This is a genomic window from Enterobacter sp. RHBSTW-01064, assembly GCF_014103035.1.
In the GTDB taxonomy this organism is placed as follows: domain Bacteria; phylum Pseudomonadota; class Gammaproteobacteria; order Enterobacterales; family Enterobacteriaceae; genus Enterobacter; species Enterobacter mori.
Genome location: NZ_JABXOU010000001.1, coordinates 694087 through 717322 on the forward strand (window position 1 = coordinate 694087; position 23236 = coordinate 717322).

20 protein-coding genes are annotated in these 23236 nt (G+C 43.2%); 2 read left to right on the forward strand and 18 right to left on the reverse strand.

What is annotated here, in order from left to right:
* The first annotated feature begins 158 nt into the window (after window positions 1-158).
* Window positions 159-1244 carry an acyltransferase gene (locus HV355_RS03285; RefSeq protein WP_182400877.1) on the forward strand — a complete coding sequence of 362 codons (1086 nt, stop codon included), beginning with the start codon at window positions 159-161 and terminating at the stop codon, window positions 1242-1244.
* 116 nt (window positions 1245-1360) lie between these two features.
* Here HV355_RS03285 and wzzB read toward each other — a convergent pair whose 3' ends face one another.
* Entirely contained in the window at window positions 1361-2335 is a 975-nt protein-coding gene (gene wzzB, locus HV355_RS03290; RefSeq protein WP_182400879.1) for an LPS O-antigen chain length determinant protein WzzB, read from the reverse strand.
* 191 nt (window positions 2336-2526) lie between these two features.
* Between wzzB and HV355_RS03295 the strand changes: the two genes are divergently transcribed.
* A complete protein-coding gene (locus tag HV355_RS03295) occupies window positions 2527-3531 on the forward strand; it encodes an NAD-dependent epimerase (protein ID WP_182400881.1) in 1005 nt (334 codons plus the stop codon).
* Window positions 3532-3584: 53 nt separating this feature from the next.
* On the opposite strand, the gene ugd is transcribed toward HV355_RS03295, so the two are convergent.
* From ugd to wcaK, 17 genes are all read right to left on the reverse strand, one after another.
* Complete coding sequence (gene ugd, locus HV355_RS03300) at window positions 3585-4751, reverse strand: UDP-glucose 6-dehydrogenase (protein ID WP_042716014.1); 1167 nt, start codon at window positions 4749-4751, stop codon at window positions 3585-3587.
* Between the two features lie 253 nt (window positions 4752-5004).
* Window positions 5005-6411: an NADP-dependent phosphogluconate dehydrogenase gene (gndA, locus tag HV355_RS03305; protein ID WP_023294999.1), complete on the reverse strand. Its 1407-nt coding sequence runs from the start codon at window positions 6409-6411 to the stop codon at window positions 5005-5007.
* 142 nt (window positions 6412-6553) lie between these two features.
* Window positions 6554-7459, reverse strand: coding sequence for a glycosyltransferase (locus tag HV355_RS03310; protein ID WP_182400883.1), 906 nt, complete (start codon window positions 7457-7459; stop codon window positions 6554-6556).
* The gene (gene glf / locus HV355_RS03315) at window positions 7456-8562 is read right to left on the reverse strand and encodes a UDP-galactopyranose mutase (protein WP_182400885.1); all 1107 of its coding nucleotides are present in this window, start codon (window positions 8560-8562) and stop codon (window positions 7456-7458) included. The genes HV355_RS03310 and glf overlap by 4 nt, the downstream gene beginning before the upstream one ends.
* Window position 8563: 1 nt before the next feature.
* A complete protein-coding gene (locus tag HV355_RS03320) occupies window positions 8564-9382 on the reverse strand; it encodes a glycosyltransferase family A protein (protein WP_182400887.1) in 819 nt (272 codons plus the stop codon).
* A 35-nt stretch (window positions 9383-9417) separates the two neighbouring features.
* A complete protein-coding gene (locus tag HV355_RS03325; protein WP_182400889.1) occupies window positions 9418-10581 on the reverse strand; it encodes a glycosyltransferase in 1164 nt (387 codons plus the stop codon).
* Window positions 10578-11792, reverse strand: a complete 1215-nt coding sequence (wzy, locus tag HV355_RS03330; protein ID WP_182400891.1) for an oligosaccharide repeat unit polymerase — start codon at window positions 11790-11792, stop codon at window positions 10578-10580. Before wzy ends, HV355_RS03325 begins: the two co-directional genes overlap by 4 nt.
* A gap of 35 nt (window positions 11793-11827) precedes the next feature.
* Window positions 11828-12847: a glycosyltransferase gene (locus HV355_RS03335; protein ID WP_182400893.1), complete on the reverse strand. Its 1020-nt coding sequence runs from the start codon at window positions 12845-12847 to the stop codon at window positions 11828-11830.
* Window positions 12847-13416 carry an acyltransferase gene (locus HV355_RS03340; RefSeq protein ID WP_182400895.1) on the reverse strand — a complete coding sequence of 190 codons (570 nt, stop codon included), beginning with the start codon at window positions 13414-13416 and terminating at the stop codon, window positions 12847-12849. The genes HV355_RS03335 and HV355_RS03340 overlap by 1 nt, the downstream gene beginning before the upstream one ends.
* A 2-nt stretch (window positions 13417-13418) precedes the next feature.
* Window positions 13419-14519 (reverse strand): dTDP-4-amino-4,6-dideoxy-D-glucose aminotransferase VioA, encoded by a 1101-nt coding sequence (vioA, locus tag HV355_RS03345; protein ID WP_182400896.1) that lies wholly within the window; start codon window positions 14517-14519, stop codon window positions 13419-13421.
* Between the two features lie 10 nt (window positions 14520-14529).
* Window positions 14530-15957: a lipopolysaccharide biosynthesis protein gene (locus HV355_RS03350; protein WP_182400898.1), complete on the reverse strand. Its 1428-nt coding sequence runs from the start codon at window positions 15955-15957 to the stop codon at window positions 14530-14532.
* Between the two features lie 6 nt (window positions 15958-15963).
* The gene (gene rfbA, locus HV355_RS03355; RefSeq protein ID WP_182400900.1) at window positions 15964-16830 is read right to left on the reverse strand and encodes a glucose-1-phosphate thymidylyltransferase RfbA; all 867 of its coding nucleotides are present in this window, start codon (window positions 16828-16830) and stop codon (window positions 15964-15966) included.
* Window positions 16831-17904 (reverse strand): dTDP-glucose 4,6-dehydratase, encoded by a 1074-nt coding sequence (gene rfbB / locus HV355_RS03360; protein WP_182400902.1) that lies wholly within the window; start codon window positions 17902-17904, stop codon window positions 16831-16833. It abuts the gene before it with no gap.
* Between the two features lie 353 nt (window positions 17905-18257).
* Window positions 18258-19154, reverse strand: coding sequence for a GalU regulator GalF (gene galF, locus HV355_RS03365; RefSeq protein ID WP_182400904.1), 897 nt, complete (start codon window positions 19152-19154; stop codon window positions 18258-18260).
* Window positions 19155-19331: 177 nt separating this feature from the next.
* Window positions 19332-20723, reverse strand: a complete 1392-nt coding sequence (wcaM, locus tag HV355_RS03370; protein WP_182400906.1) for a colanic acid biosynthesis protein WcaM — start codon at window positions 20721-20723, stop codon at window positions 19332-19334.
* A gap of 12 nt (window positions 20724-20735) precedes the next feature.
* Window positions 20736-21956 carry a colanic acid biosynthesis glycosyltransferase WcaL gene (gene wcaL / locus HV355_RS03375; protein ID WP_182400908.1) on the reverse strand — a complete coding sequence of 407 codons (1221 nt, stop codon included), beginning with the start codon at window positions 21954-21956 and terminating at the stop codon, window positions 20736-20738.
* Window positions 21953-23233, reverse strand: a complete 1281-nt coding sequence (gene wcaK / locus HV355_RS03380) for a colanic acid biosynthesis pyruvyl transferase WcaK (protein WP_100165926.1) — start codon at window positions 23231-23233, stop codon at window positions 21953-21955. Before wcaK ends, wcaL begins: the two co-directional genes overlap by 4 nt.
* Between the last annotated feature and the right edge of the window lie 3 nt (window positions 23234-23236).

Here is a 23236-nt window from a genome sequence, read left to right on the forward strand (position 1 = left end):
AGTTAGTCTGCGCCTTATTGAACCAAAATTCTACGTTTAATCAGATATCCAATGCTAAGCAACCTAATATTTCAATAGTTGAGACATGAAGGCAAGTCATTCACTACTGTTAAGAGTTTCAATCAAAAAAATTAAGTTTAGAAGGGTTAGTACTTCGAATGCAAAAAATAACACATTTAGAAGGGTTAAGAGGGCTATGCTGCTTCATAGTGGTATTCGATCATTGTGTTACAGCCTTTAATTCAGCCTTCAGGCATACAAATGTTTCGGGGATTGGGGGAGAGATACAACGGATAATCGCATGGTCTCCATTGAATTTAATTTATAGCGGAATACCATCTGTATACATATTTTTCATTCTCAGTGGATTTGTGTTATCACACAAATTTAACAAACAAAAGGATATTAGCATTCTTACATCAGCAAGTATAAAAAGATACCCAAGACTAATTATTCCGATCTTTTTTGCAATGGTTATTTTATATCTAATATATCAAGTGAGCAACTATACCTTTGATACGTCCTTTCAAATGACAATCAAAGATGTTTTTATGCAATCTTTTGTTTATGTTCCTTTCGGAGGTGAACGTTTAGAAAATGGCGCAATGTGGACAATTACATATGAATTATTCGGTTCTTTTCTCGTTTTTGCGTTGTTAGCTATATTTGGTAATTTTCGCTATAAATATATAGTGTATTTAATTTGTTTTATCTTCACATTAGACACATATTACTGTATTTTTATCTTTGGGATGACAGTGAACTCACTCCTTCATGATAATTATTCAATTACCTTCCGTAAAAAATCCTTGTCAATTATATTAATAATATCATCATTGATATTAATATCATTCCCATACCCTAGAACCGGAACGGAAATTGGAGGAATCTATCAATATATGATGCTTTTTTCTGACCATAATAAAACATATCAGTATCTCATAAAATTTGGTAGCATGGCTTTGTTTATTGGATTATTCAGCCTTCAGAAATCAATATCATTTTTCAATAAACGCCCCTTACAATTCATGGGGAAAATATCCTTTTCTGTATACATATTGCATGTGCCATTCCTGATTTTCTTCCTAAACTTCAAACATGTAGTGCCAACTACATTTATCTCGATGATAGCCTTATCTTCAATGGTGTATTTCATGACAATAATAACTGCCATTTATTTCGAAAAATTCGTCGATAATGGCTCAGTAAAATATAGCAACATTCTCGCAAAAAAAATCGCATAATAAAGCGGAGCTTATGCTCCGCTTTATTAAATTTCACAAAAACCATACAACAATATAAAAGAGAAAAAATAATAGTGTATAAATATCACATTAAATCATTAAAATAAAATAACAAATCATTCATAGTGTCTCCGTACCGCATTACGACCCAATACAGTCATTGAACCAAAAATGCCCCCCATCAATACGGCAAGAATCAGAGCAATGGATTTTTTTGGACTATCGCGACGGATAGGTAAATTCGGTTTCATCACATAACGGTAAACGTGAATGGTGTCCGGGTTCACATTCAGGTTCTGGATATCTAGTAAGTTCTGTTTGGTCTGGTAGTACGCACCTGAGAAGACCAACGGACGGGACGCTTCGTTATCAATCATTGACTTCAGCGCTTCGCTTCCCAACAGGAACATGGTTTCCTGGGTTACATCCTGCGTTTGCTGAATCTGAGGTGTTGTGATTTTTGCCGCTTCAGCGTTTTTAAGCGCCTCGGTGATCTGTTTGATACGCAGATCTTTTTGCTCCTGTGACACTTTCTCCTGGTTTTCCAGGGAGTCGTTGAGGGTTGTGATCTGCTGTTTGATGTTATCTTTTAGGTCAAGAGCCAGCTCTTTTGCAGTCTGTTCATCAACCTGTTGAATATACTGTGCCAGTTGCTTTTGCGCACCTTCGGCCGATTCGCCCTGGTAACTAACAGTTAATGGTAACGGCTGTCCTTTAACTGTTGGCTCAATGATGAGTTTTTCTGGCTCATCTTGGTTTTCTAAAGCTTGAGCCAGAGCAGAAAAGGAGGAAGAGAAACGGCCAATTGCCCGGTTCTGTATGTCTGCCATTGACGGTGCTGCATTCCCGTAAAGAATATTTAATGCGTTAGCATAAGTGGCAATCTGCGCCGCATCAGGTTGGGCAATTGTAGCAGACGAGGTCCATTTTTCTTTTGCAAAAGTAATGTAAACCCCTGCAAGAATAATAAAAACAGCGATAAACGCCCCTACAACCCACTTTCCATGCCACAGTTGCAGCATAAAATCAAGTAAATCAATTTGTTCCGGGTCATTGCTTCGAGTAACCTGGCTACTGTTGTTTTGCGTCATACAATCCCTAACAGATGAAAAGGGCAAAAAAATAATGTTTACATAGTTTATCTGTTACTGCGGATTTTTCTATAGGAATTCGATGAGTTATATCGGAAAGATGGGTTATGTAACTTATGCGCTACGCGCTATCATAGACAAATTCTGATGCCTCAGGCATCAACAAGAACGAAGCGTTAACGAGGAAAGATATGAAATTTTTGGTAACGGGCGCAGCAGGCTTTATCGGTTCACATGTCAGCAAGCGACTACTGGACGCAGGTCATCAGGTCGTAGGTATTGATAATCTGAATGACTATTATGATCCGAACCTAAAGCTGGCACGTCTGGATCTGCTCAACTCCGATAATTTCACCTTCTACAAGCTGGATTTAGCCGACCGTGAAGGTATGGCCACGCTTTTCGCCAACGAGAAATTTGACCGTGTGATCCATCTGGCCGCCCAAGCGGGCGTACGCTACTCGCTGGAAAACCCGCACGCCTATGCTGATGCTAACCTGGTTGGCCATCTCAACGTGCTGGAAGGCTGCCGTCATAACAAGGTTCAGCACCTCCTGTATGCCTCTTCCAGCTCCGTTTATGGCCTGAACCGTAAGATGCCGTTCTCAACTGACGACTCAGTGGATCACCCGGTTTCACTGTATGCGGCGACCAAAAAAGCCAATGAGCTGATGTCGCACACGTACTCGCATCTCTACAACCTGCCGACAACCGGGCTTCGCTTCTTTACGGTGTACGGCCCGTGGGGACGCCCGGACATGGCGCTGTTCAAGTTCACCAAAGCGATGATTGAAGGCAAGAGTATCGATGTCTACAACTACGGCAAGATGAAGCGTGACTTCACCTACATCGATGATATCGCTGAAGCGATCATCCGCCTGCAGGATGTGATCCCTCAGGCCGATGCAAACTGGACCGTCGAGGCCGGTTCGCCAGCGACCAGCTCCGCACCATATCGCGTCTACAACATCGGCAACAGCTCGCCTGTCGAGCTGATGGATTACATTACCGCGCTGGAAGACGCGTTAGGTAAAGTGGCAGAGAAAAACATGATGCCCATCCAGCCCGGTGACGTGCTGGAAACCAGCGCCGATACGAAGGCGTTATATGACGTGATTGGTTTTAAACCGCAGACCTCGGTAAAAGACGGAGTGAAGAACTTTGTCAACTGGTACCGTAATTTCTATAAGGTTTAATACAAAAAAACCCGGCGCATGAGCCGGGTTTTTTATGTGCGGTAGACGGGAGATTAGTCGCTACCAAACAGATCGCGGGTGTAAACCTTATCCGCCACGTCTGCCAGCTCTTCCGCCATACGATTCGAGATAATCACATCCGCTTCTTTCTTGAAAGCGTCCAGATCGCGGACCACGCGGGAGTGGAAGAACTCGTCTTCCTGCATCGCGGGTTCATAGATAATGACCTGCACGCCTTTCGCCTTAATACGCTTCATGATCCCCTGAATAGACGAGGCACGGAAGTTATCAGAGCCGCTCTTCATGATCAGACGATAGACGCCCACCACTTTCGGCTGACGCGCAAGGATAGAATCAGAGATGAAGTCTTTACGCGTGCGGTTGGCATCCACAATCGCGGAAATCAGGTTGTTTGGCACCGCCTGATAGTTTGCCAGCAGCTGCTTGGTATCTTTCGGCAGGCAGTAACCGCCGTAGCCAAACGACGGGTTGTTGTAATGATTGCCTATACGCGGGTCGAGGCACACGCCTTCGATGATCTGGCGGGTGTTCAGGCCCAGACTCTCTGCATAGCTGTCCAGCTCGTTGAAGTAGGCCACGCGCATTGCCAGATAGGTATTGGCGAAGAGCTTGATCGCCTCGGCTTCGGTAGAGTCAGTGAACAGTACCGGAATATCTTTCTTGATTGCGCCTTCCTGCAGCAGTGCGGCAAAACGTTCCGCACGCTCAGAGCGCTCACCGATCACGATACGGGATGGGTGCAGGTTATCGTATAACGCCCTGCCCTCGCGCAGAAACTCTGGCGAGAAGAAGACATTATCAATACCCAACTCTTCTTTAATCGATTTGGTGAAGCCTACAGGAATGGTCGATTTGATGATCATCACCGCTTTTGGGTTGATTGCGATAACATCTTTGATCACCGCTTCCACGGTTGACGTGTTGAAGTAATTGGTTTTAGGGTCGTAATCCGTTGGTGTCGCGATGATGACGAAATCTGCGTCGCGGTAGGCGTCTTCTTTATCCGTCGTGGCACGGAAATTCAGCGGTTTATTAGCAAGGTATTCCTGGATTTCTTTATCGACAATCGGGGATTGCTTTTGATTAAGCATATCCACTTTGGACTGAACGATATCCAACGCCACCACTTCATGGTTTTGTGCGATCAGAATGCCGTTTGATAGGCCTACATAGCCTGTTCCGGAGATAGTTATTTTCATTCGTTCAACTTCTTCAAGTTTAGGTTTCAGGAGGCGTAAGCACACCACCGCAATAAACAACTGTTGAGGTTTTTACCTCTTATGTTGAGCGGCTGTCAAGGCGAATGCCTGGCTGCAGAAATGAGAAAACGCAGTGGTTTATAGGGTGTTTAAAGACACTCGCTGGACAAAGCAAGTCCAGATGGGCTTATCCGTTATAAAAAAAGCCCGGTGAACATCACCGGGCTTTGTTATCAGGCTGAGTTAAATCAGATTAATCCAGCCATTCGGTGTGGAACACACCTTCTTTATCGGTACGTTTATACGTATGCGCACCAAAGTAATCACGCTGCGCCTGGATCAGGTTCGCTGGCAGTACGGCAGCACGGTAGCTGTCATAGTACGCCACCGCAGCGGAGAAGGTCGGAACAGGGATACCGTTCTGCACAGCGTAAGCAACCACGTCACGCAGCGCCTGCTGGTATTCGTCCGCGATTTTCTTGAAGTACGGTGCCAGCAGCAGATTCGCGATACCGGCATTTTCAGCGTACGCATCAGTAATTTTCTGCAGGAACTGAGCGCGGATAATGCAACCAGCACGGAAGATCTTCGCGATTTCGCCGTAGTTCAGATCCCAGTTGTTTTCGTCTGAAGCGGCACGCAGCTGAGAGAAACCTTGTGCATAAGAGACGATTTTACCCAGATACAGTGCGCGACGAACTTTCTCAACGAATTCAGCTTTATCACCCGCTGGCTTGGCCTGAGGGCCAGACAGTACTTTTGAAGCGGCAACACGCTGCTCTTTCAGAGAGGAGATGTAACGTGCAAACACAGATTCGGTGATCAGGGACAGAGGCTCGCCCAGATCCAGAGAGCTCTGACTGGTCCATTTACCCGTACCCTTGTTCGCTGCTTCATCCAGAATCACATCAACAAGGTATTTACCCTCTTCATCTTTTTTAGTGAAGATATCTTTGGTGATGTCGATCAGGTAGCTGTTCAGCTCGCCTTTGTTCCACTCGGTGAAGGTCTCGGCGAGTTCTTCGTTAGAGAGGTTCAGGCCGCCTTTCAGCAGGGAGTATGCTTCGGCAATCAGCTGCATATCGCCGTATTCGATGCCGTTGTGGACCATCTTCACATAGTGGCCAGCACCGTCAGGACCGATATAGGTCACGCACGGCTCGCCGTCTTCTGCAACGGCTGCAATTTTGGTCAGGATAGGAGCGACCAGTTCGTACGCTTCTTTCTGGCCGCCAGGCATGATAGATGGACCTTTCAGTGCACCTTCTTCACCACCAGAAACACCGGTACCGATGAAGTTGAAGCCTTCCGCAGACAGTTCACGGTTACGACGAATGGTGTCGTGGAAGAAGGTGTTGCCGCCATCAATGATGATGTCGCCTTTATCCAGATACGGTTTCAGGGAATCGATAGCAGCATCGGTACCCGCGCCCGCTTTCACCATTAACAGGATACGACGAGGCGTTTCCAGAGACTCAACGAACTCTTTAACCGTATAGAAAGGAACCAGTTTCTTGCCTGGATTCTCAGCGATGACTTCTTCAGTCTTATCACGGGAGCGGTTGAAAACGGAGACGGTATAACCACGGCTTTCGATGTTGAGCGCCAGGTTGCGCCCCATCACTGCCATACCGACAACGCCGATCTGTTGCTTGGACATTACATACTCCTGTCAGGTGTGGTCACCGCGGCTAATGCGCGGCTTGAATGTAGCTCTGATGTTAACCCAATTTTATCATGTGTGTGTAGGGACAATTGTGCCTAAATGAGCAATAATCACTGAATATTACTGCATATAAAAATCACGGTCTAAATTTATCATTATTTTTCAAAGAGAAGGAATCTCTGTATGCGTTTAAGGTAGTTAAAGCAAGTGAAATTTTGCCACGCAATAAGGATAAACAAAAATATCCAACCGTCAAAAATAATGGTCTCATTTTAACAGGGATAGAATTACCATGAACTCTTAATATATAAAAATGATTACGTAACATGAAATATCCCTTCCATGAATTTAAATCATTACCTTGGTTATTAACCAATAAGCGTGTTGCTTTAGCGCTTGGATGACAAAATATTTTATACCCATTATTTCTAGCACGAATTGAATAATCTAGATCATCGTTGAAGATGAAAAACCTAGCATCAGGCTTGCCAATTTTATCTACAAGTTCTTTGGATATCAATGGACCTTCAAAAGGAACACCATCAATTTCTATTGGCTCATGAAAAGGCTGCTTTTCATATAAGTCTTGAATCGTTGATCTTTTTGGGTTAATAATGAATGGATCTGACAGATCATATTTCAAAGGTGAAATTTCAGCACATGATCCATCTAGATTGAATCTCATTGGTTGCGTAATACCGTTATTATCAAATTTCACAAGATGAGAAAGGCAATCTGGTGAAGGAAGCAGATCATCATCCATCAACCATACACAATCATATTCTTTGTTTTTAATAATGTCGAAACCAAATGAAAAGCCACCTGCACCACCAAGGTTTGCCCCAGTATTAAAATAGGTCAAAGCGGCATCAGCAAATTCTTTCTGCATCTCTTGGACTAATAAATCTGTACCATCCTGACTATTATTGTCGACAATAATGATCTCATTTATTGGATAGGACTGATTATGTAAACCTTTTATTACTTTGCTTAAAAAATCCTTGCGTTTATAAGTAACGACTAAAGCTATAACCTTCTTCATTTAGCTTCTAACTCCTTTTCGACAGCATTCAATGCAGAAGCTATTACCTGATGCATATCGTAATACTTATATTCAGCCAAACGGCCGCCAAATAGAATATTGCTTAATGTTTTTGATTTTTGTTTATATTGAGAGAAAATTCTATTATTTTTACTGTCGTTAACAGGATAATACGGCTCATCGCCATGCTTGAATTCTTTCGGATATTCTTTAGTGATTACTGTTTTAGCTTGAGTTCCAAATTCGAAATGTTTATGCTCGATAATACGGGTATAAGGGAAACAAGCATCAATGTAGTTTATCACCGCATTACCCTGGAAATTATCTGTTTCCAGAACCTCATTCTGGAATTCAAGTGTGCGATATTCGAGCTCACCAAACTCAAAATCAAAGTATTTATCGATAGGCCCAGTATAAACAACTTTTGAAGCAGATTCGATCCATCTGTTTTTATCGTCAAAAAAGTCTACTTCTGTTTCAACTTCTATGCCATTAAGCAAGGATTCAATTATGCTATTATAGCCGCCAATTGGTATGCCTTGAAATTTATCATTAAAGTAATTATTATCAAAAGTAAAGCGCACAGGAAGTCGCTTGATGATAAATGGAGGAAGTGTTTTACAATCTCGTCCCCATTGCTTTTCAGTATATTCTTTTATTAAAGTATTGAAGATGTCTCTACCGACTAACGAAATCGCCTGTTCTTCAAGATTTTGGGGGTCCTTCCCATCCATTTCCGCACTCTGGGAAGCAATTTTACTTTTAGCCTCTTCAGGCTTAGTTACCCCCCATAATTGATAAAATGTATTCATATTAAAAGGTAAGTTATACATTTTACCTTTTGATATTGCAACCGGGGAATTTGTAAATCGATTAAATTCAGTAAGAGTGTTAACGTAGTCCCAGATTTTTTTATCATTTGTGTGAAAGATATGCGCACCATAAGCATGGACGTTTATACCCTCGATATCCTTACAGTATATGTTTCCACCAATATGATTTCTTTTTTCAATCACTTTAATTTTGAAACCACGTTTGTGCATCTCATGAGCAAAGACACAACCAAACAGCCCAGACCCAACAATCAGGTAATCATATTTCATTTCATTTACTCATCAATAAGAATTTAAAATAATCCAGACTAAACAATAAAGCATACGTGATGTTTTTATTTATGACGGCTTTTTTAATATTTTGAATGAAAATTGTATAAGCAAGTTGTTTTTTAAAACAGCCATCTGTTTTACCGATTATCATATGAAATGCACAACGAGCTTTATTCAATTGATTCGTAATTTTAATTCCCGTATCATCTCTATATATCAATGTATATTCTTTGCTTGTTGCAATTTTACCTTTCTTGACTAATCTTAAATAAAAATCATAGTCCTGAATGGCAGGCAGTTTTTCATCAAATCCTGAAGTCTCAAGGAAATACTTTTTCCTTACAAGAATTGAAGAAGTTGAACCTGGATAGTTACATTTAAGAAGCGCTTTATATTGTTCTTTATTAGGGATAACATTTAAGCTTTTTCTAACGCTATCTTTGGCAAAGTTAGTTATTTTCTTCCCAGAGTAGGCTAATGCAACTTTATCATCTTTGAAACAGTTTATTAGCTTTTCTATATGCTCTGGCTCCCACATATCATCATCATCAAGGAAAGCAATAAATTCAGCTTCACTAAGGCTTGCGCCTTGGTTCCTGGATTGACATGCGCCACCATTATTTTTTTTTCTATGAAATTCAATATTTGAAGGATCAGATATATTATTATTAAGCGCCAACCAAAACTGCTCATTAGTAAAGGAAGAGCAGTCATCCACAATAATTATTTTATTAATAGGATATGTTTGCAACTTGACGCTTCGTATTGAACTCATTATAAGTTCTAATCGATTAAAACAAGGGATAATTACATCCACTTTATTCCTCAGAGTCATTACTATCTCAACCTTTTTTAACAACCGTTTATAATATCTGCATATATTATTTCAAGAGATCTCGTGCATTTGTTTATATCAAAGTTTTTTTCAACAAACTCTCTGCCATTTTGCCCCATTGATTTCATTAAATGTGGATCACTCAATAAGGTATCTAAATATAAAGCCAACTCATCACTATTGTTTTCACCAAATCTAAAACCTGTTTCACCGTGAACAATCCCCTCCGTTGCCCCACCCAATGCAGAAGTCACGACAGGTACACCACATGCTGCAGCCTCAAGGATTACCAACCCAAACCCTTCGGAATCACCATTCTTTGCGCGAATGCTAGGCAAACAAAATACTGCTGTATTATGCAACTCCTCTATAATTTTTTCTTTTGAGCATGCGCCTAAAAATTTCGCATTCACTCCTAAAGTATGAGCCTGGTCATAAAGTTGAGGCTTCAATGGTCCATCACCAATAAATGTAATGATGTGATCAGGGAATTTATCTTTTATTTTTGAGAATGCATTTAGCAGTATATGAGCGCCTTTTTTCTCTACCAAACGTCCTATAAATAAGATTTGTTTACGGTTATCAAACTTGTTAGTTGATAATGAGAAATTTTGAAGATCTATACCAATGTATGATATTTTTATTTTATCTGAAGGTATCCCAAACTCTATTGCTTTTTCTTTAACTGCTTGTGAAACAGCAATAAACTTGACGTTCTCATATTTAGCAATTTCATTTAATTTTTCAGGATATTTTTTTAGATGTATTCCTTCTTTACCAGCTTCCCACCAATTCTTATCTATTGTTATATCATATCCATGAAGAGTAATAAGCAGGGGCACGTGAATGTTTTTTAACAGCGGCCAATTTACAACAGCATCAACACCGAAATGCACATGGATTAGATCAGGTTTTATATTGTTCAACATAGCAAAGTCACAATAAGGTGAAAACCCAATAAGTTTATAAACATTCCTTTTAAAATTAGAGAATGTATTATATTTTTTCTCAAAGGTGACGTAATTTACATCTTTTAAATCAATACCGTCAGACAACCTAAAGTGTCCAACTAAAATCGGAGACCATTGCTGGTATGATAATACTTGCTCTTTAATAAAAGTCTCAGAGTATGGCAATAACTTAGTCCTAAAAACAACTATTTTTTTTTGCAATGCATTCATGATCCATATACCCTATGCTTCATTTTAAAAGCATTTAAGGTTAATACTAAACCTAGAAAAATTAATAATGCCTGAGCATAGTTATAAAATGGAATAAACCACCCATGGCATATCAAAAGTAATGACATGAACCATGTTAAGTTTGTTATAGCATTATTTTTATTTAACAACTTACTCATCCGGATACAAAAAAACAATACAATCATAATTGAAAAAAAGATGATAGCTGAATATATACCATGAAAGTAAACATATCCAAACACACCGATTTGTGAAGACCAAGTTGAAACGCCATTAATACTTACGGCGGTAAAATCTTGTGCTGAAGTTATATTGGACAAATCAATTCCAAACATGCGTAAAAAAGCTGACATAATCCAATATAAGGAAAAGAAAGAGTATGTTGATCCTGTTAGATCAAAAAGCGTTGATAACCTCTCTCCATTCTGGAGAAGATAATGTATGTTGCTTACACTTTGAAAGCGTTCAAGTGTTATGAATAAATAGCTAAAATACATGTCCATATCAATGTTGGACATTGCGGTGAGAACTGTTTCAATTAAATTCGAGCCAGCATTGACACTTTGAACAATCGCGTCCTTGATAATCCTTACAAATGGATATAATCCTATGCCAAGTAAAGTTAATATACAAAGCTGGAAGAAATTTAACGGATTTTTTTTCCTTAAAAGATAGAGGCAAAACAATAATAATAATTGCCCCGTTTGCCCACTCACTAAAATCAATATAATATACAGAATGAAATTAATATAATATAAAAAACGAGTGCTATCATATCTATAAAACAAATAGATAAGAACAAATAATGAAGGTTGGAAGAAAGAATTAAAGTAAAATATCAGTTTTGGCGCATCCTCTGCGACATCCTTACTTGCACCCAGTACACCGACACTAAAAAATATTGATGAGAACAAACCAATAATGACTATAGCAAAAACTAGCCAATCCAGAACGATTGAATTATTTAAATTAATTGTTTTTTTGACGGGTATATTCTCAAAAATCTTAAATATAACTCTTTGTACAATCCCAAAAGTTAATAATACAATTAAAAGAGATAATAACAACAATTCTGAATCTGCAGGGTATTCATACTTGAAATCCCCGCCCAACATCCCTAACACCCCAAAATATAACGCACATGATATATTTAGGAATATATATAGAGCAAATAGATATTTTCTCGTCATTGTTCTCTCAATTATCTCTAATAAGAATACCAAAACTATTTATAATGGGAAAGTTTATTTTTCATTTTGATAAACAAACGAATAACTAGCGGAAGTTTGTGCATATAATTGAAAAATTTATGTCTGAAATCTAATTGCTTATAGTGCTCATTAGCGGCTTTGAGATATTTATTAAAATCTTGATAGTTTCCAACTTTTACCGCACGAGTTGCTAATGATAAAAATATATATGCTTTTTTACGTGAAAAAGCGTTGGAGTATTCAGAAAAATCTTTTTGTGCTAAAGATAGAAATTCAATAAGTTTAAGATGTCTGTTTTTATGCGTTGTGGTTTCTTTTTGTGTTTCTGTAGACCATGAGCCTAATGATGCTAATCGATATACTGAGTTTATATCCGGAATATATAACCCTCCGCTAGATTTCATCCCATAAAGTTCTAAAAATAGATCGCCCACAGGTGCGTTTATAAACCAATCAGGAATAGTATCTATTAAGCTTCTATGAAACATATAAGATGCAGTCGGTGCGAATTGATTTAAACTGTTTAAGACATCCTTGATGTGAAAAACTGTAGGGTTAGGCCCTTTATAAAAGGATCTTGATTCATTCAATACATTGTTATTGAGCAAATAACAGGGGTGGAATGAAAATTTAATATGCGGATTTGATTCCATAGCCTCAAGTTGAACCTGCAACTTGTTATCATCTATCCAATAATCATCTCCTTCACAAAAGGCTATATAATTCCCTTTAGCATGAGATAGTACATTCATAATATTTCCATTAGCACCTAGATTTTTAGCAACACCAACTGATTTTATTATGCCAGGGAATTTATGCACATATTGTTCTATAATCTCTTTGGTTGCATCAGTGCTGCAATCATCAGAAACAAGTATTTCAAAGGGAAAGTTTGTTTTTTGTTTTAGGAAGCTATCAATCGTTTCAGAAATATAAAGCTCTTGGTTATATGCAATGCAACAAATGCTCACTTTAATTTCTTCAATCGACGTGATCCAATCTTTTTTTATTTGCTCATCATTTATTTCTATCATTACTGATCCGATTTTATATCCAATTTTTTTTCAAGATCGATCATGCCCATACTTCTTTTTTTAGCTTTGTATGCGGGATTTCCTACATATATTGAAAAGGGTTCACAATCCGATTTAACAAGAGAAAGAGCACCTATTGCGGTCCCCTCCCCAATAACTACACCTGGTAATATAACGCACCCAGAACCAATGATAACATGTTTATTGATAGTAACGGATGCATGATAAACATTTGTTAGTTCAGTGGGAACCATTGGGTTTGTCATAGATTCCCCAGAATAATCATCGTTACTAGAATAAATCGAAACCCGCGACGAAATATTTGAAAAATCCATTACCGTGATTTTCCCCGCACCGATCAAAGACGAATAAACCGCAATATGTATATAATTCCCGATAAATACCCCCCCTTCTCCTGCGGAAATAACACAATAATCGTCTATTCGAACATTGTTCCCGATATGAATTTTTGATATACCGTAGAATGATGCTTTCGTTGATATATGAATATTTTCGCCAATGGAGGCAAAACCTATCTGTTCAATTTCTTCACGGGTTAAGATAGCCATTTCTACCCTCGAATAACATTTACAATACGCGAGAAATCTTCCTCACTTAATTCGTTGAAAATTGGTAAACACAGTACCTTATCAGAGACAGTATTTGATAAAGGAAGATTCTCAACGGCAGATGATTCAATTCCTCTGTACATTGGCATATTACTGATCAGTGGATAGAAATAACGGCGAGAAAGGATATCATTTCGTTTTAGCTCTAGGTAAAGCTCATCCCTTGAAACACGAAATTCAGGTTCAACCAACACAGGGAAATAAGAATAGTTACTATTTGAATGTTCTGATGATGCAGGAACTGTAATACCTTTGATACTCGAAAGCGCTTCACGGTAGGCCAGGTCAATTTTCTTACGCTGCTCAATTGCACTGTTGATATGCTTGAGTTGAACCAGACCAAAGGCAGCGTTGATTTCACTCATCTTACCATTGATTCCAGGCGCCGTTACGGTGAGTTCATCAGCAATTCCAAAATTCTTTAATCTGTCAATGCGCTGTTTAGTTTTGGCATCCTGACAAATAATCGCTCCGCCTTCAAAGGTATTGAATACTTTTGTGGCATGGAAACTGAGGATAGACATATCGCCAAACTGTAAAATGCTTTGGCCTTTGTAATTGACACCAAAAGCATGAGCCGCGTCATAAATTACGCGCAGGCCGTAATTGTCCGCAATTTCCTGAATAGCTTCAACATCACAAGGGCTGGAATAACAGTGCACAGGCATGATAGCTGTTGTATTTGGCGTGATGGCAGCTTCGATTTTCTTTGGATCGATATTGAATGTCTTAGGATCAATATCGACAAATACCGGCTTCAACCCATTCCATAAAATTGAATGACTGGTCGCTATGAAGGAGTATGGCGTAGTAATCACTTCACCTGAAATACGAAGTGCCTGAAGAGCAGTAATGAGTGCAATAGTCGCATTATTAAAAAGAGATATGTACTCAACCCCCAAATACTCACACAGTTCTTTTTCAAGTTGCTGATGGAAAGGACCATTATTAGTTAACCATTTATTATCCCAAATTTGTTCGAGGTAAGGAATAAACTCGCTGAGTTCAGGAAGAAAAGGTTGAGTCACTGGTATATTTTTCATTTAGTTTTCTCTATTCTTTGATAGACAATACAATCTTAAATAATTTTCTTTGCGTGAGGTAAATCAAGACTACATAAATACCAGGCGCCAAAGTTAACATTGTAACGATCTGCCAAACATCATGAGCCGTAAAATAAACAGCAGTCATTTTAGCAATTAAACATGAGGTCATGGTAATCAACCAGATAGGAGAAACTTCTTTGAATTGACGCCATATCGTTAAACCAGTTAATTTACCTGTATAATAAGTATTTAACAAAAGAGCCAAATAAGAATGAATTAGCAATCCGACACACATCAGGTAAATACTATAATTCATAGTTACTGCTATGATACAAATACCTATGATTTTTTTTATAATTTCTAATTTCAGAAAAAGGTCGCTACGGCCTTTGACTTGTAGCACATTCAGATTAATGGCATGTATGGGATAAAGCATATACGCTAATGCAAGAACGGCAACAAGTTCCGCAGCCTCTTTCCATTGCTCACCTAATACTAGTTGCAATAATGGTTGTGCAAGAATAGCAACTCCGGCCATTAGCGGAAAAATAAATAATGCAGCAACTTTCATTGTCAACAAATAATACTCATCCATCTTATGATGATCACTTTGCATATGACTAAACATAGGATAGGTAACACGTTGAATAATGTTAGTCATCGTCATAGCAGGTATGCTAGATACCTGGTTGGCTTGTGTGAACTGCCCAACATTCTCCGCATTAAATCTTTTACCGATAATGATTTGGTAGAGATTATTGTAAGCTGTATCAAGTAGACCAGATATTAATAATTTACCGCCAAAACCAAAGAGATAATCAAACGATTTTTTTGAAAAGCAAAAAACTGGAACCCAGCGTGTTATGAGATTAAGAAAAACAGCGCTGAACACGGCTGTGGTTAGCGTTTGTGCTACAAGTGCCCAAACGCCAAAACCATTCAACGCCATAATCAATGCAACGCCTCCTCCCAGAACAACCGAGCAGATCGAGGCTTTTGCTTGCGCTTTAAAATTCATCGACACTGTCAAAATTGTTCTAGGCACAACTGAAAAGCTGTTTGCCATCAGCGTTAAACCTACTACTTTTGTCAGTAAGGCTAATTCTGGCTGTTGATAGAAATCAGCAATGTAACCTGAGCTTATATAAAGTAAAATATAGAAGCAGAAGGCTACAATGATATTAAAATAAAACGCCGTTGAATAATCTACATCACTACGATCGGTCTTTCTTATCAGTGCAGAGCTAAACCCGCTATCAATAAAGACCTGGCCTATCGCAATAAAGATAGCTAACATCCCGATGAGACCGAAGGCTTTTGGCCCCAATAGACGAGCTAAAATCAGCATCAAAATGAGCTGAACACCTTGTGAGAGTATTCTCTCAAGAGCGCTCCATTTTAGACCATTGACGGTCTTACTTTTAAGTTCAGACACTATGCATTACTTAACAAGTTGAGAAAGATACTGACCATAACCATTTTTTGACATTAAGACAGCCTGCTTCAGCACGTCTTCCTTTGCCAACCATCCGTTGTTATACGCAATCTCCTCCAGACAAGCGACTTTAAAGCCCTGTCGGACTTCGATAGTTTCAACAAACTGTGCTGCCTGTAAAAGGCTTTCATGAGTGCCTGTATCCAGCCAGGCAAAACCACGACCTAGCATCTCAACAACTAGATCGCCCTTCTCGAGATACATTTGGTTTATTGTTGTTATTTCAAGTTCACCTCGTTCAGAGGGCTTAACTTTTTTCGCAAATTCAACGACTTCGTTTGTATAAAAATACAAACCTGTCACTGCATAATTACTTTTCGGTTTAACCGGTTTTTCCTCAATTGAGAGCACGTTGCGGTTTTCATCAAATTCTACAACACCAAATCGCTCAGGGTCTTTGACCTGATAACCGAAAACTGTTGCTTTTGTTGTTGCCCGAACTGCTGCCTCTTTTAATTTTGGCGAGAACCCCTGACCATAGAAAATATTGTCTCCCAAAACAAGACAAACAGAATCGTTGCCGATGAATTCTTCACCTATAATAAACGCTTGAGCAAGTCCATCAGGAGAAGGTTGAATAGCATACTGCAGCTTCAAACCGAGATTTGAACCATCGCCTAGAAGACGGATAAATCCTTCCTGGTCTTCCGGAGTGGTAATTATCAAAATATCTCTTATACCTGCAAGCATTAAAACCGATAATGGATAATAGATCATCGGCTTATCATAAATAGGTAATAACTGCTTCGAAACACCCATCGTAATAGGATAGAGTCTGGTTCCTGAACCACCCGCTAAAATAATACCTTTCATTTATACTAACCCCAGACGCTCACGTTGATAACTTCCATCCTGCACTCGAATGCACCATTTTTTATTATTTAGATACCACTCAACTGTTTTGCGGATACCGCTTTCGAAGGTCTCTTCAGGCTTCCATCCCAGCTCAACGCCTATTTTATGTGCATCAATCGCGTAGCGGCGATCATGCCCGGGGCGGTCAGCGACGTAAGTGATCTGATCGCGATAGGAGCCTTCTTTCGGCACGATTTCATCCAGCAGATCGCAAATGGTGTGCACTACGTCCAGATTTTGCTTTTCGTTATGCCCGCCGATGTTGTAAGTCTCACCCGGTTTACCCTGGGTTACGACGGTGTACAGCGCGCGCGCATGATCTTCAACGTACAGCCAGTCGCGGATCTGGTCGCCTTTGCCGTAAATAGGCAGCGCTTTACCGTCCAGGGCATTCAAAATGACCAGCGGGATCAGCTTCTCAGGGAAGTGATACGGGCCATAGTTATTGGAGCAGTTGGTCACAATCGTTGGGAAACCGTAGGTACGCAGCCATGCGCGAACCAGGTGATCGCTGGACGCTTTAGACGCAGAATACGGGCTGCTTGGCGCATAGGCTGTGGTTTCTGTAAACAGCGGCAGCTCATCAGAGGCAGAGTGTTCATCAGGATGAGGTAAATCACCGTACACTTCATCCGTAGAGATGTGGTGGAAGCGAAACGCCGCTTTGGCCGCGTCATCCAGCGTCGACCAGTAAGCCCGTGCGGCTTCCAGAAGCACATAGGTACCGACAATATTAGTCTCAATAAACGCAGCGGGGCCGGTAATAGAGCGGTCAACGTGGCTTTCTGCCGCAAGGTGCATCACCGCATCCGGTTTATGCTCGGCGAAAATGCGATCCATTGCCGCTTTATCGCAAATATCCGCATGTTCAAAGACATAACGATCGCTATCATTAACGTCGGTCAGTGACTCCAGGTTACCGGCATACGTCAGTTTATCCACATTGACGACTGCATCCTGGGTATTTTTAATAATATGTCGCACCACTGCTGAGCCGATAAAACCGGCACCGCCCGTAACAAGAATCTTCACGTTAGCTATTCCATCTAATGGGTATATCGAGATATTGATGCTCTGGAAGCCGATTAATAATAACGGCTTCAGAAATTTTGCACGCTACCGCCCCTGGCTTAACAGCTACCAGTGCACTGAGCGAATGTTGAATAAAGGATTTTGAGGTCTGATTACAGACAAAAAACTGCCGTTAATTGTCGTCCTAAACGACCTCAGAAACAAGCACAAATCGTTACAAATCTGACCAGATTTAAATCAGATAAATCCATATTATCATTAGAATTAATAACAAAAAAAGGCAGCTACCATTTTGGTTATGTTTCAACATACCCAAATGATGACTGCCGCTTGTGCAAATCAAGAAAGAAAAATCAGTTGTCAGCCAGCAACTTCTCAATGCGGCTTCTGAACTTCGCCCCTTCCTTCAGGTTACGCAGGCCGTAGTTCACGAACGCCTGCATATACCCCATTTTCTTACCGCAGTCGTAGCTGTCGCCGGTCATCAGCATGGCATCTACGGACTGTTTTTTCGCCAGTTCTGCGATCGCATCGGTCAACTGGATACGGTCCCAGGCGCCTGGCTCCGTTTTTTCCAGCTCGGCCCAGATATCGGCGTTCAGAACATAACGGCCAACGGCCATCAGGTCGGAGTCCAGCGTCTGAGGCTGATCCGGCTTTTCGATAAACTCAACAATGCGGCTCACCTGCCCTTCCGTCTCCAGCGCTTCTTTCGTCTGGATAACAGAGTACTCGGACAGATCGCCATCCATGCGTTTCGCCAGCACCTGGCTGCGCCCCGTCTCGTTGAAACGCGCCACCATTGCCGCCAGGTTGTAACGCAGCGGGTCCGCAGATGCGGTATCAATGATGATATCCGGCAGAACGACGATGAACGGGTTATCACCCACGACCGGACGCGCACACAGAATCGAGTGGCCCAGACCCAGCGGCTGCGCCTGGCGCACGTTCATGATAGTTACGCCAGGCGGGCAGATAGATTGAACTTCTGCCAATAGCTGACGCTTAACACGCTGCTCAAGCAACGCTTCGAGTTCGTAAGAGGTGTCGAAGTGGTTTTCAACCGCATTCTTCGAGGAGTGCGTGACCAGAACGATTTCTTTGATCCCTGCAGCAACAATCTCGTCGACGATGTACTGAATCATCGGCTTGTCGACGATCGGCAGCATCTCTTTAGGAATTGCCTTGGTGGCTGGCAGCATATGCATGCCCAGACCCGCTACCGGAATGACTGCTTTCAAATTAATCATTATATCTTCCACCTTAAAATGGTTGACGAATTATAGCTTTTAAACCTGTTTTCGCCAGTACGTTTTGCTGTAATTCTGGATTCATGTTACGCGCAGGCACCACAAATTACAGTAGTTGTAATCTGAATAGATCACATTATCCAACCAGGAATCGTCGCAAAAATTACCCGCGGGTGATTATCTACTCGGCAGCGCAAAATTCAGCCGTTCCGTATTCACAACATGCTGGTCAACCCGGTCAATATCCACCGAGCTTTGCCCCTTTTCATTGACGGCCTTAATGTTTGCCAGCGACAGCAGCGTTTCGTCTTTGGCCATAAACTTGCCCCGCACGTCCTTACGCAAATCGAATTTGATTTTCAGCGCCGGTCCCACGGCCGCTTCCTGCATCACGTTGATGTTACGCAAGAAAAGATGCTGAGGCTTGTTGTGCAGCTCAAGCGTCGCGCGCTGCATGTCAACGTTAGTGATGGCAACAAACGAGGTCGCGTTGCCGGATGAAATTTGTATGCCGCGCAGCTTATAGGCAAGTTGCCGATTATCCAGGCGAATATCGTTGAGCTTAAAATTCTGCGGTATCGACAGGTAGTTGCCTTTAATTACGCCGTAACCGATTAACATTCCAGCACTATTGACCATGTCGACATTATCAATAACGAAATTATCACAGCCGTAAATCGCTACCGTGGCGTTATCTATTCCCGCTTTTTTGCTGAAGTCGGGGGTAATGTTTTTAGCCTTAATATTGCGAATAACAAAGTGCTTACCGTTTTCGACATGGACTAACTGACGACAGTTGCTGCCCGTTATATTGGCCACCACGAAGTTCTTCACGGTCTGCTTTTCAGGGTAGTCATTGTCGTAGGTACTGCCCGCAAGCCCGATGCCAATCCCCCAGTTGATTTTGCCGTTGGTGCAGTTGATGTTGTCGATCACATGGTCAGAGATCAGAATGTTACGGTCGTTGATCGCCACATTCCACTCAATCGCGTCACCCTGCAGGTGGCTAAATCGACTGTTGGTAATGCGCGCACCGTCCACCTGATTATGGAAGCCCTGTCGCAAAATGGCGTAGTTGGCCTGGCTCACGTTGATATTATCGATGAGGAGGTTGCGCATCACCCTCGGCTTTTTGCCGCCGATGTAGATCTGCGTGACGGGGCCAAAGCCGCTCATCGCCAGACCTTTGATGACGCAATCGGAGCCGCGGACATCCAGCGTGATATTGTGCGTGCGCCCTTCTCCCTCACCGATGACTTTACTGCCTTCCTGAAGCACAAAGCGCCCGCGCCCGTTGCCTTTGAGCCCACCCCGTATCAGGAGCGTTTTACCGTCGGGGATAAAAATCCCGGTATTGATGTTATCGCAGACGAGATCGGCGGGTACCACAACGGTGTCGGCCCCGGAGAACGCCTGCTTAAAGGCGGCGATCCAGTCGCTGTTGTTGTACTGTTCCACAGAGACCGTCCTCCCGGTGGCTGCCCGCGCGGCGCGCGGCGACAGCAGCGGCATTGCCGCCAGGACGGATAAGGAAGAGACAAAATGGCGTCGGGTAATCTTTTTCAGCATACAACCTCGGCGTTACAGCGTTTGCAGCAGGCTCGCTAACTGGCGATTAATCACCTGCTGATTAAATTCTGTTTCGACTTTTTGTCGGGCATTTTGCAGCACCGGTACCAGCTCCTGCTGGTCGATGTCGCTGAAGGCCGCTAAGCGATCGGCCAGGGCGAAAGCATTATTTTCAGGCACCAGCCAGCCGGAATACTCCGATCTGATCAGTTCCGGGATCCCGCTGTGCAGCGTCGACACAACAGGAATCCCCACGGCCATGGCCTCCATCAGCGCGACCGGAATACCTTCCATATCACCGTCCGCACCAGTCACGGAGGGCAGCAGGAAAACATCCGCCTCGTCGAGCATCGCCTTCACCTCATGGCTTGGCTTGAAGCCCGGCATCTCCACGCAGCCTTCCAGCTGGTATTGTTCGATCAGCGTGCGCAGTCGGCGCTCCCAGGGGCCGATACCTAAAATGCGATAGTGGAAATCCACCCCACGCGCTTTTAGCTGACGACAGGCTTCAATCGCGACGTGCAGCCCTTTCTTCTCGGTTAAACGCGCGACCGAGATAATCTGTAGCGGTTTCCCCGGCACCTTCACCGGGCGCTGGGTGAAGCGCTCCATATCGACACCCATCCGCGAAACGGTAATTTTTTCGCTCGGGCAGCCCATCTTTTTCAGCCGACCGGCCCACAGTTCGCTGATGGGCAGCATCATGTCACCGCGGCGGAAAAGCTGCTGATACTCCGGGGTATAGTGGTTCAGCACTTCCCTGCTGGAGATATCGATACCGTGGAAAATGGTCGCGATTTTGCCGTCAATTACCCCCAGCTCGCGGAGCTTCGCGGCGGTCACGCCCGCCGGGCCGAAGTGGGCGATAAACACATCCGCACGATACGGCTGCGCCGTTTGCCCGCAAATGGCGGAGAGGATCAGATTGCGGGATTCCGCCCCGTAGCGTGACACGTTCAGCGCTCGCCACGTCGAGGGACGGTGCAGCCCGCGCAGCGTCTGGCTGGCGCGGTAGCGCAGTTTGTTCAGCCGCCCGCCCGGCTCATCCTGCAGCCAGCGGGTTTTGGCTTCCAGCCCATACTGGGTATACGCCGCATGGGTATTTTGCGTATCGCCCTTTTGCAGGGCGACAATCTCCACGTCATATCCCATATCGATAAACGCGGTAATTTGGTTCAATACAAAGGTCTCAGACGACAGCGGAAATTTCAGTAAGAAGAAACCAACCTTCATTTCCCCTCCCCGACGCGGTCGAGCACCGATTTCACCATGCCGATCCCTTTTTCGCGCTCGGCTTTCACCGCCACGGCCAGGCGTTCGTTAATCGCAGGCAGCTGTCCCAGCGTGTCGCCGACCATGGCACCCAGCGAACCGTCGAGAAGATGACGAATATCGACCGCCATTTCCGGCATACCAAGCTGCTGCATAATGCCCGCTGATTTGTGCTCGTAGTTGATGGCAATCGCCGGCGTGCCGAAGTTCATGGAGATAATGGCCGAGTGCAGGCGCGTGCCGACGGTGAGGTCGCAGGCGGAGAGCAGTTTGCCCATCTCCAGGTCGTTCAGCTCGTCCATCACCACGTGGTAGCGCGACGGGTCGTTCACCAGGTGACTCAGGTTAAGCGCCACCATGCGGTCATCTTTGTTGTAGCTGTCGATACCGGTACAGGTGGAGAGCGCCAGCACCTGGTAGCCGCTGTCCAGCACGCGGTTCACCACGTCGGCGAAGGCTTTCTCATACGCCGCCTGCGTGGTGCCAAGACGTTTATCAAATGGCGCGAGCTCGCGCAGGGTGATGGCGACGGTTTTCTGTTTCGCCGCCACGTCGAGCCAGTGCTGTACCGCGTAGCTCGGCTGGAAATTATCGACCTGGTGATCCACCAGCCAGGCGGTGTCCACGCCGTGCTCAACTTTTGACGTGTCGATCTCGCTACGCTTCATCAGGTCCAGACTCACGGACTCGCGCAGGATCAGCGCGTCGCAATGACCAAACACGTAGTTCGCCAACTGGTTAAACTGCGGATCCTGGAAGGGCCCGACGCTGTGGCCGATCATAAACAGCGGCTTTTTCGCCATAAAGGTGCAGAGCGCATGCTCAAACTGCGGCACGCCGTACAGATCGACGAAGAACGAACCGCCGACCTGAATAATGGCGTCATAGCCGGAGAGCAGACGGACAAAATCCGTAAAGCCCTGGGCAATGGCGATATTGCGCAGCTTGCCGGTGTCGGTCACGCGGGAAAGCAGCACCTGATGCTGGTAGCGACGGCGCAGGACTTTCTTCACGCGCCCCATCACGCCAGCGGCGTTGTTGTGCTGTTTCATCTGGCTGTAGAGCGGGTCGCCCATTACCGGGCGGTTCAGTAACCAGGATGAGCTGACCGGATAACGGCTCATCACATCCACTTCTGTCTCAGGCTCAAGGGTGTTAATTGCATCCAATAAACCGCGCAGGATGGCGCTGTCGCCACGGTTGCCGCAGGTATGGTTGCCAAGAATAAGTAATTTCATAAT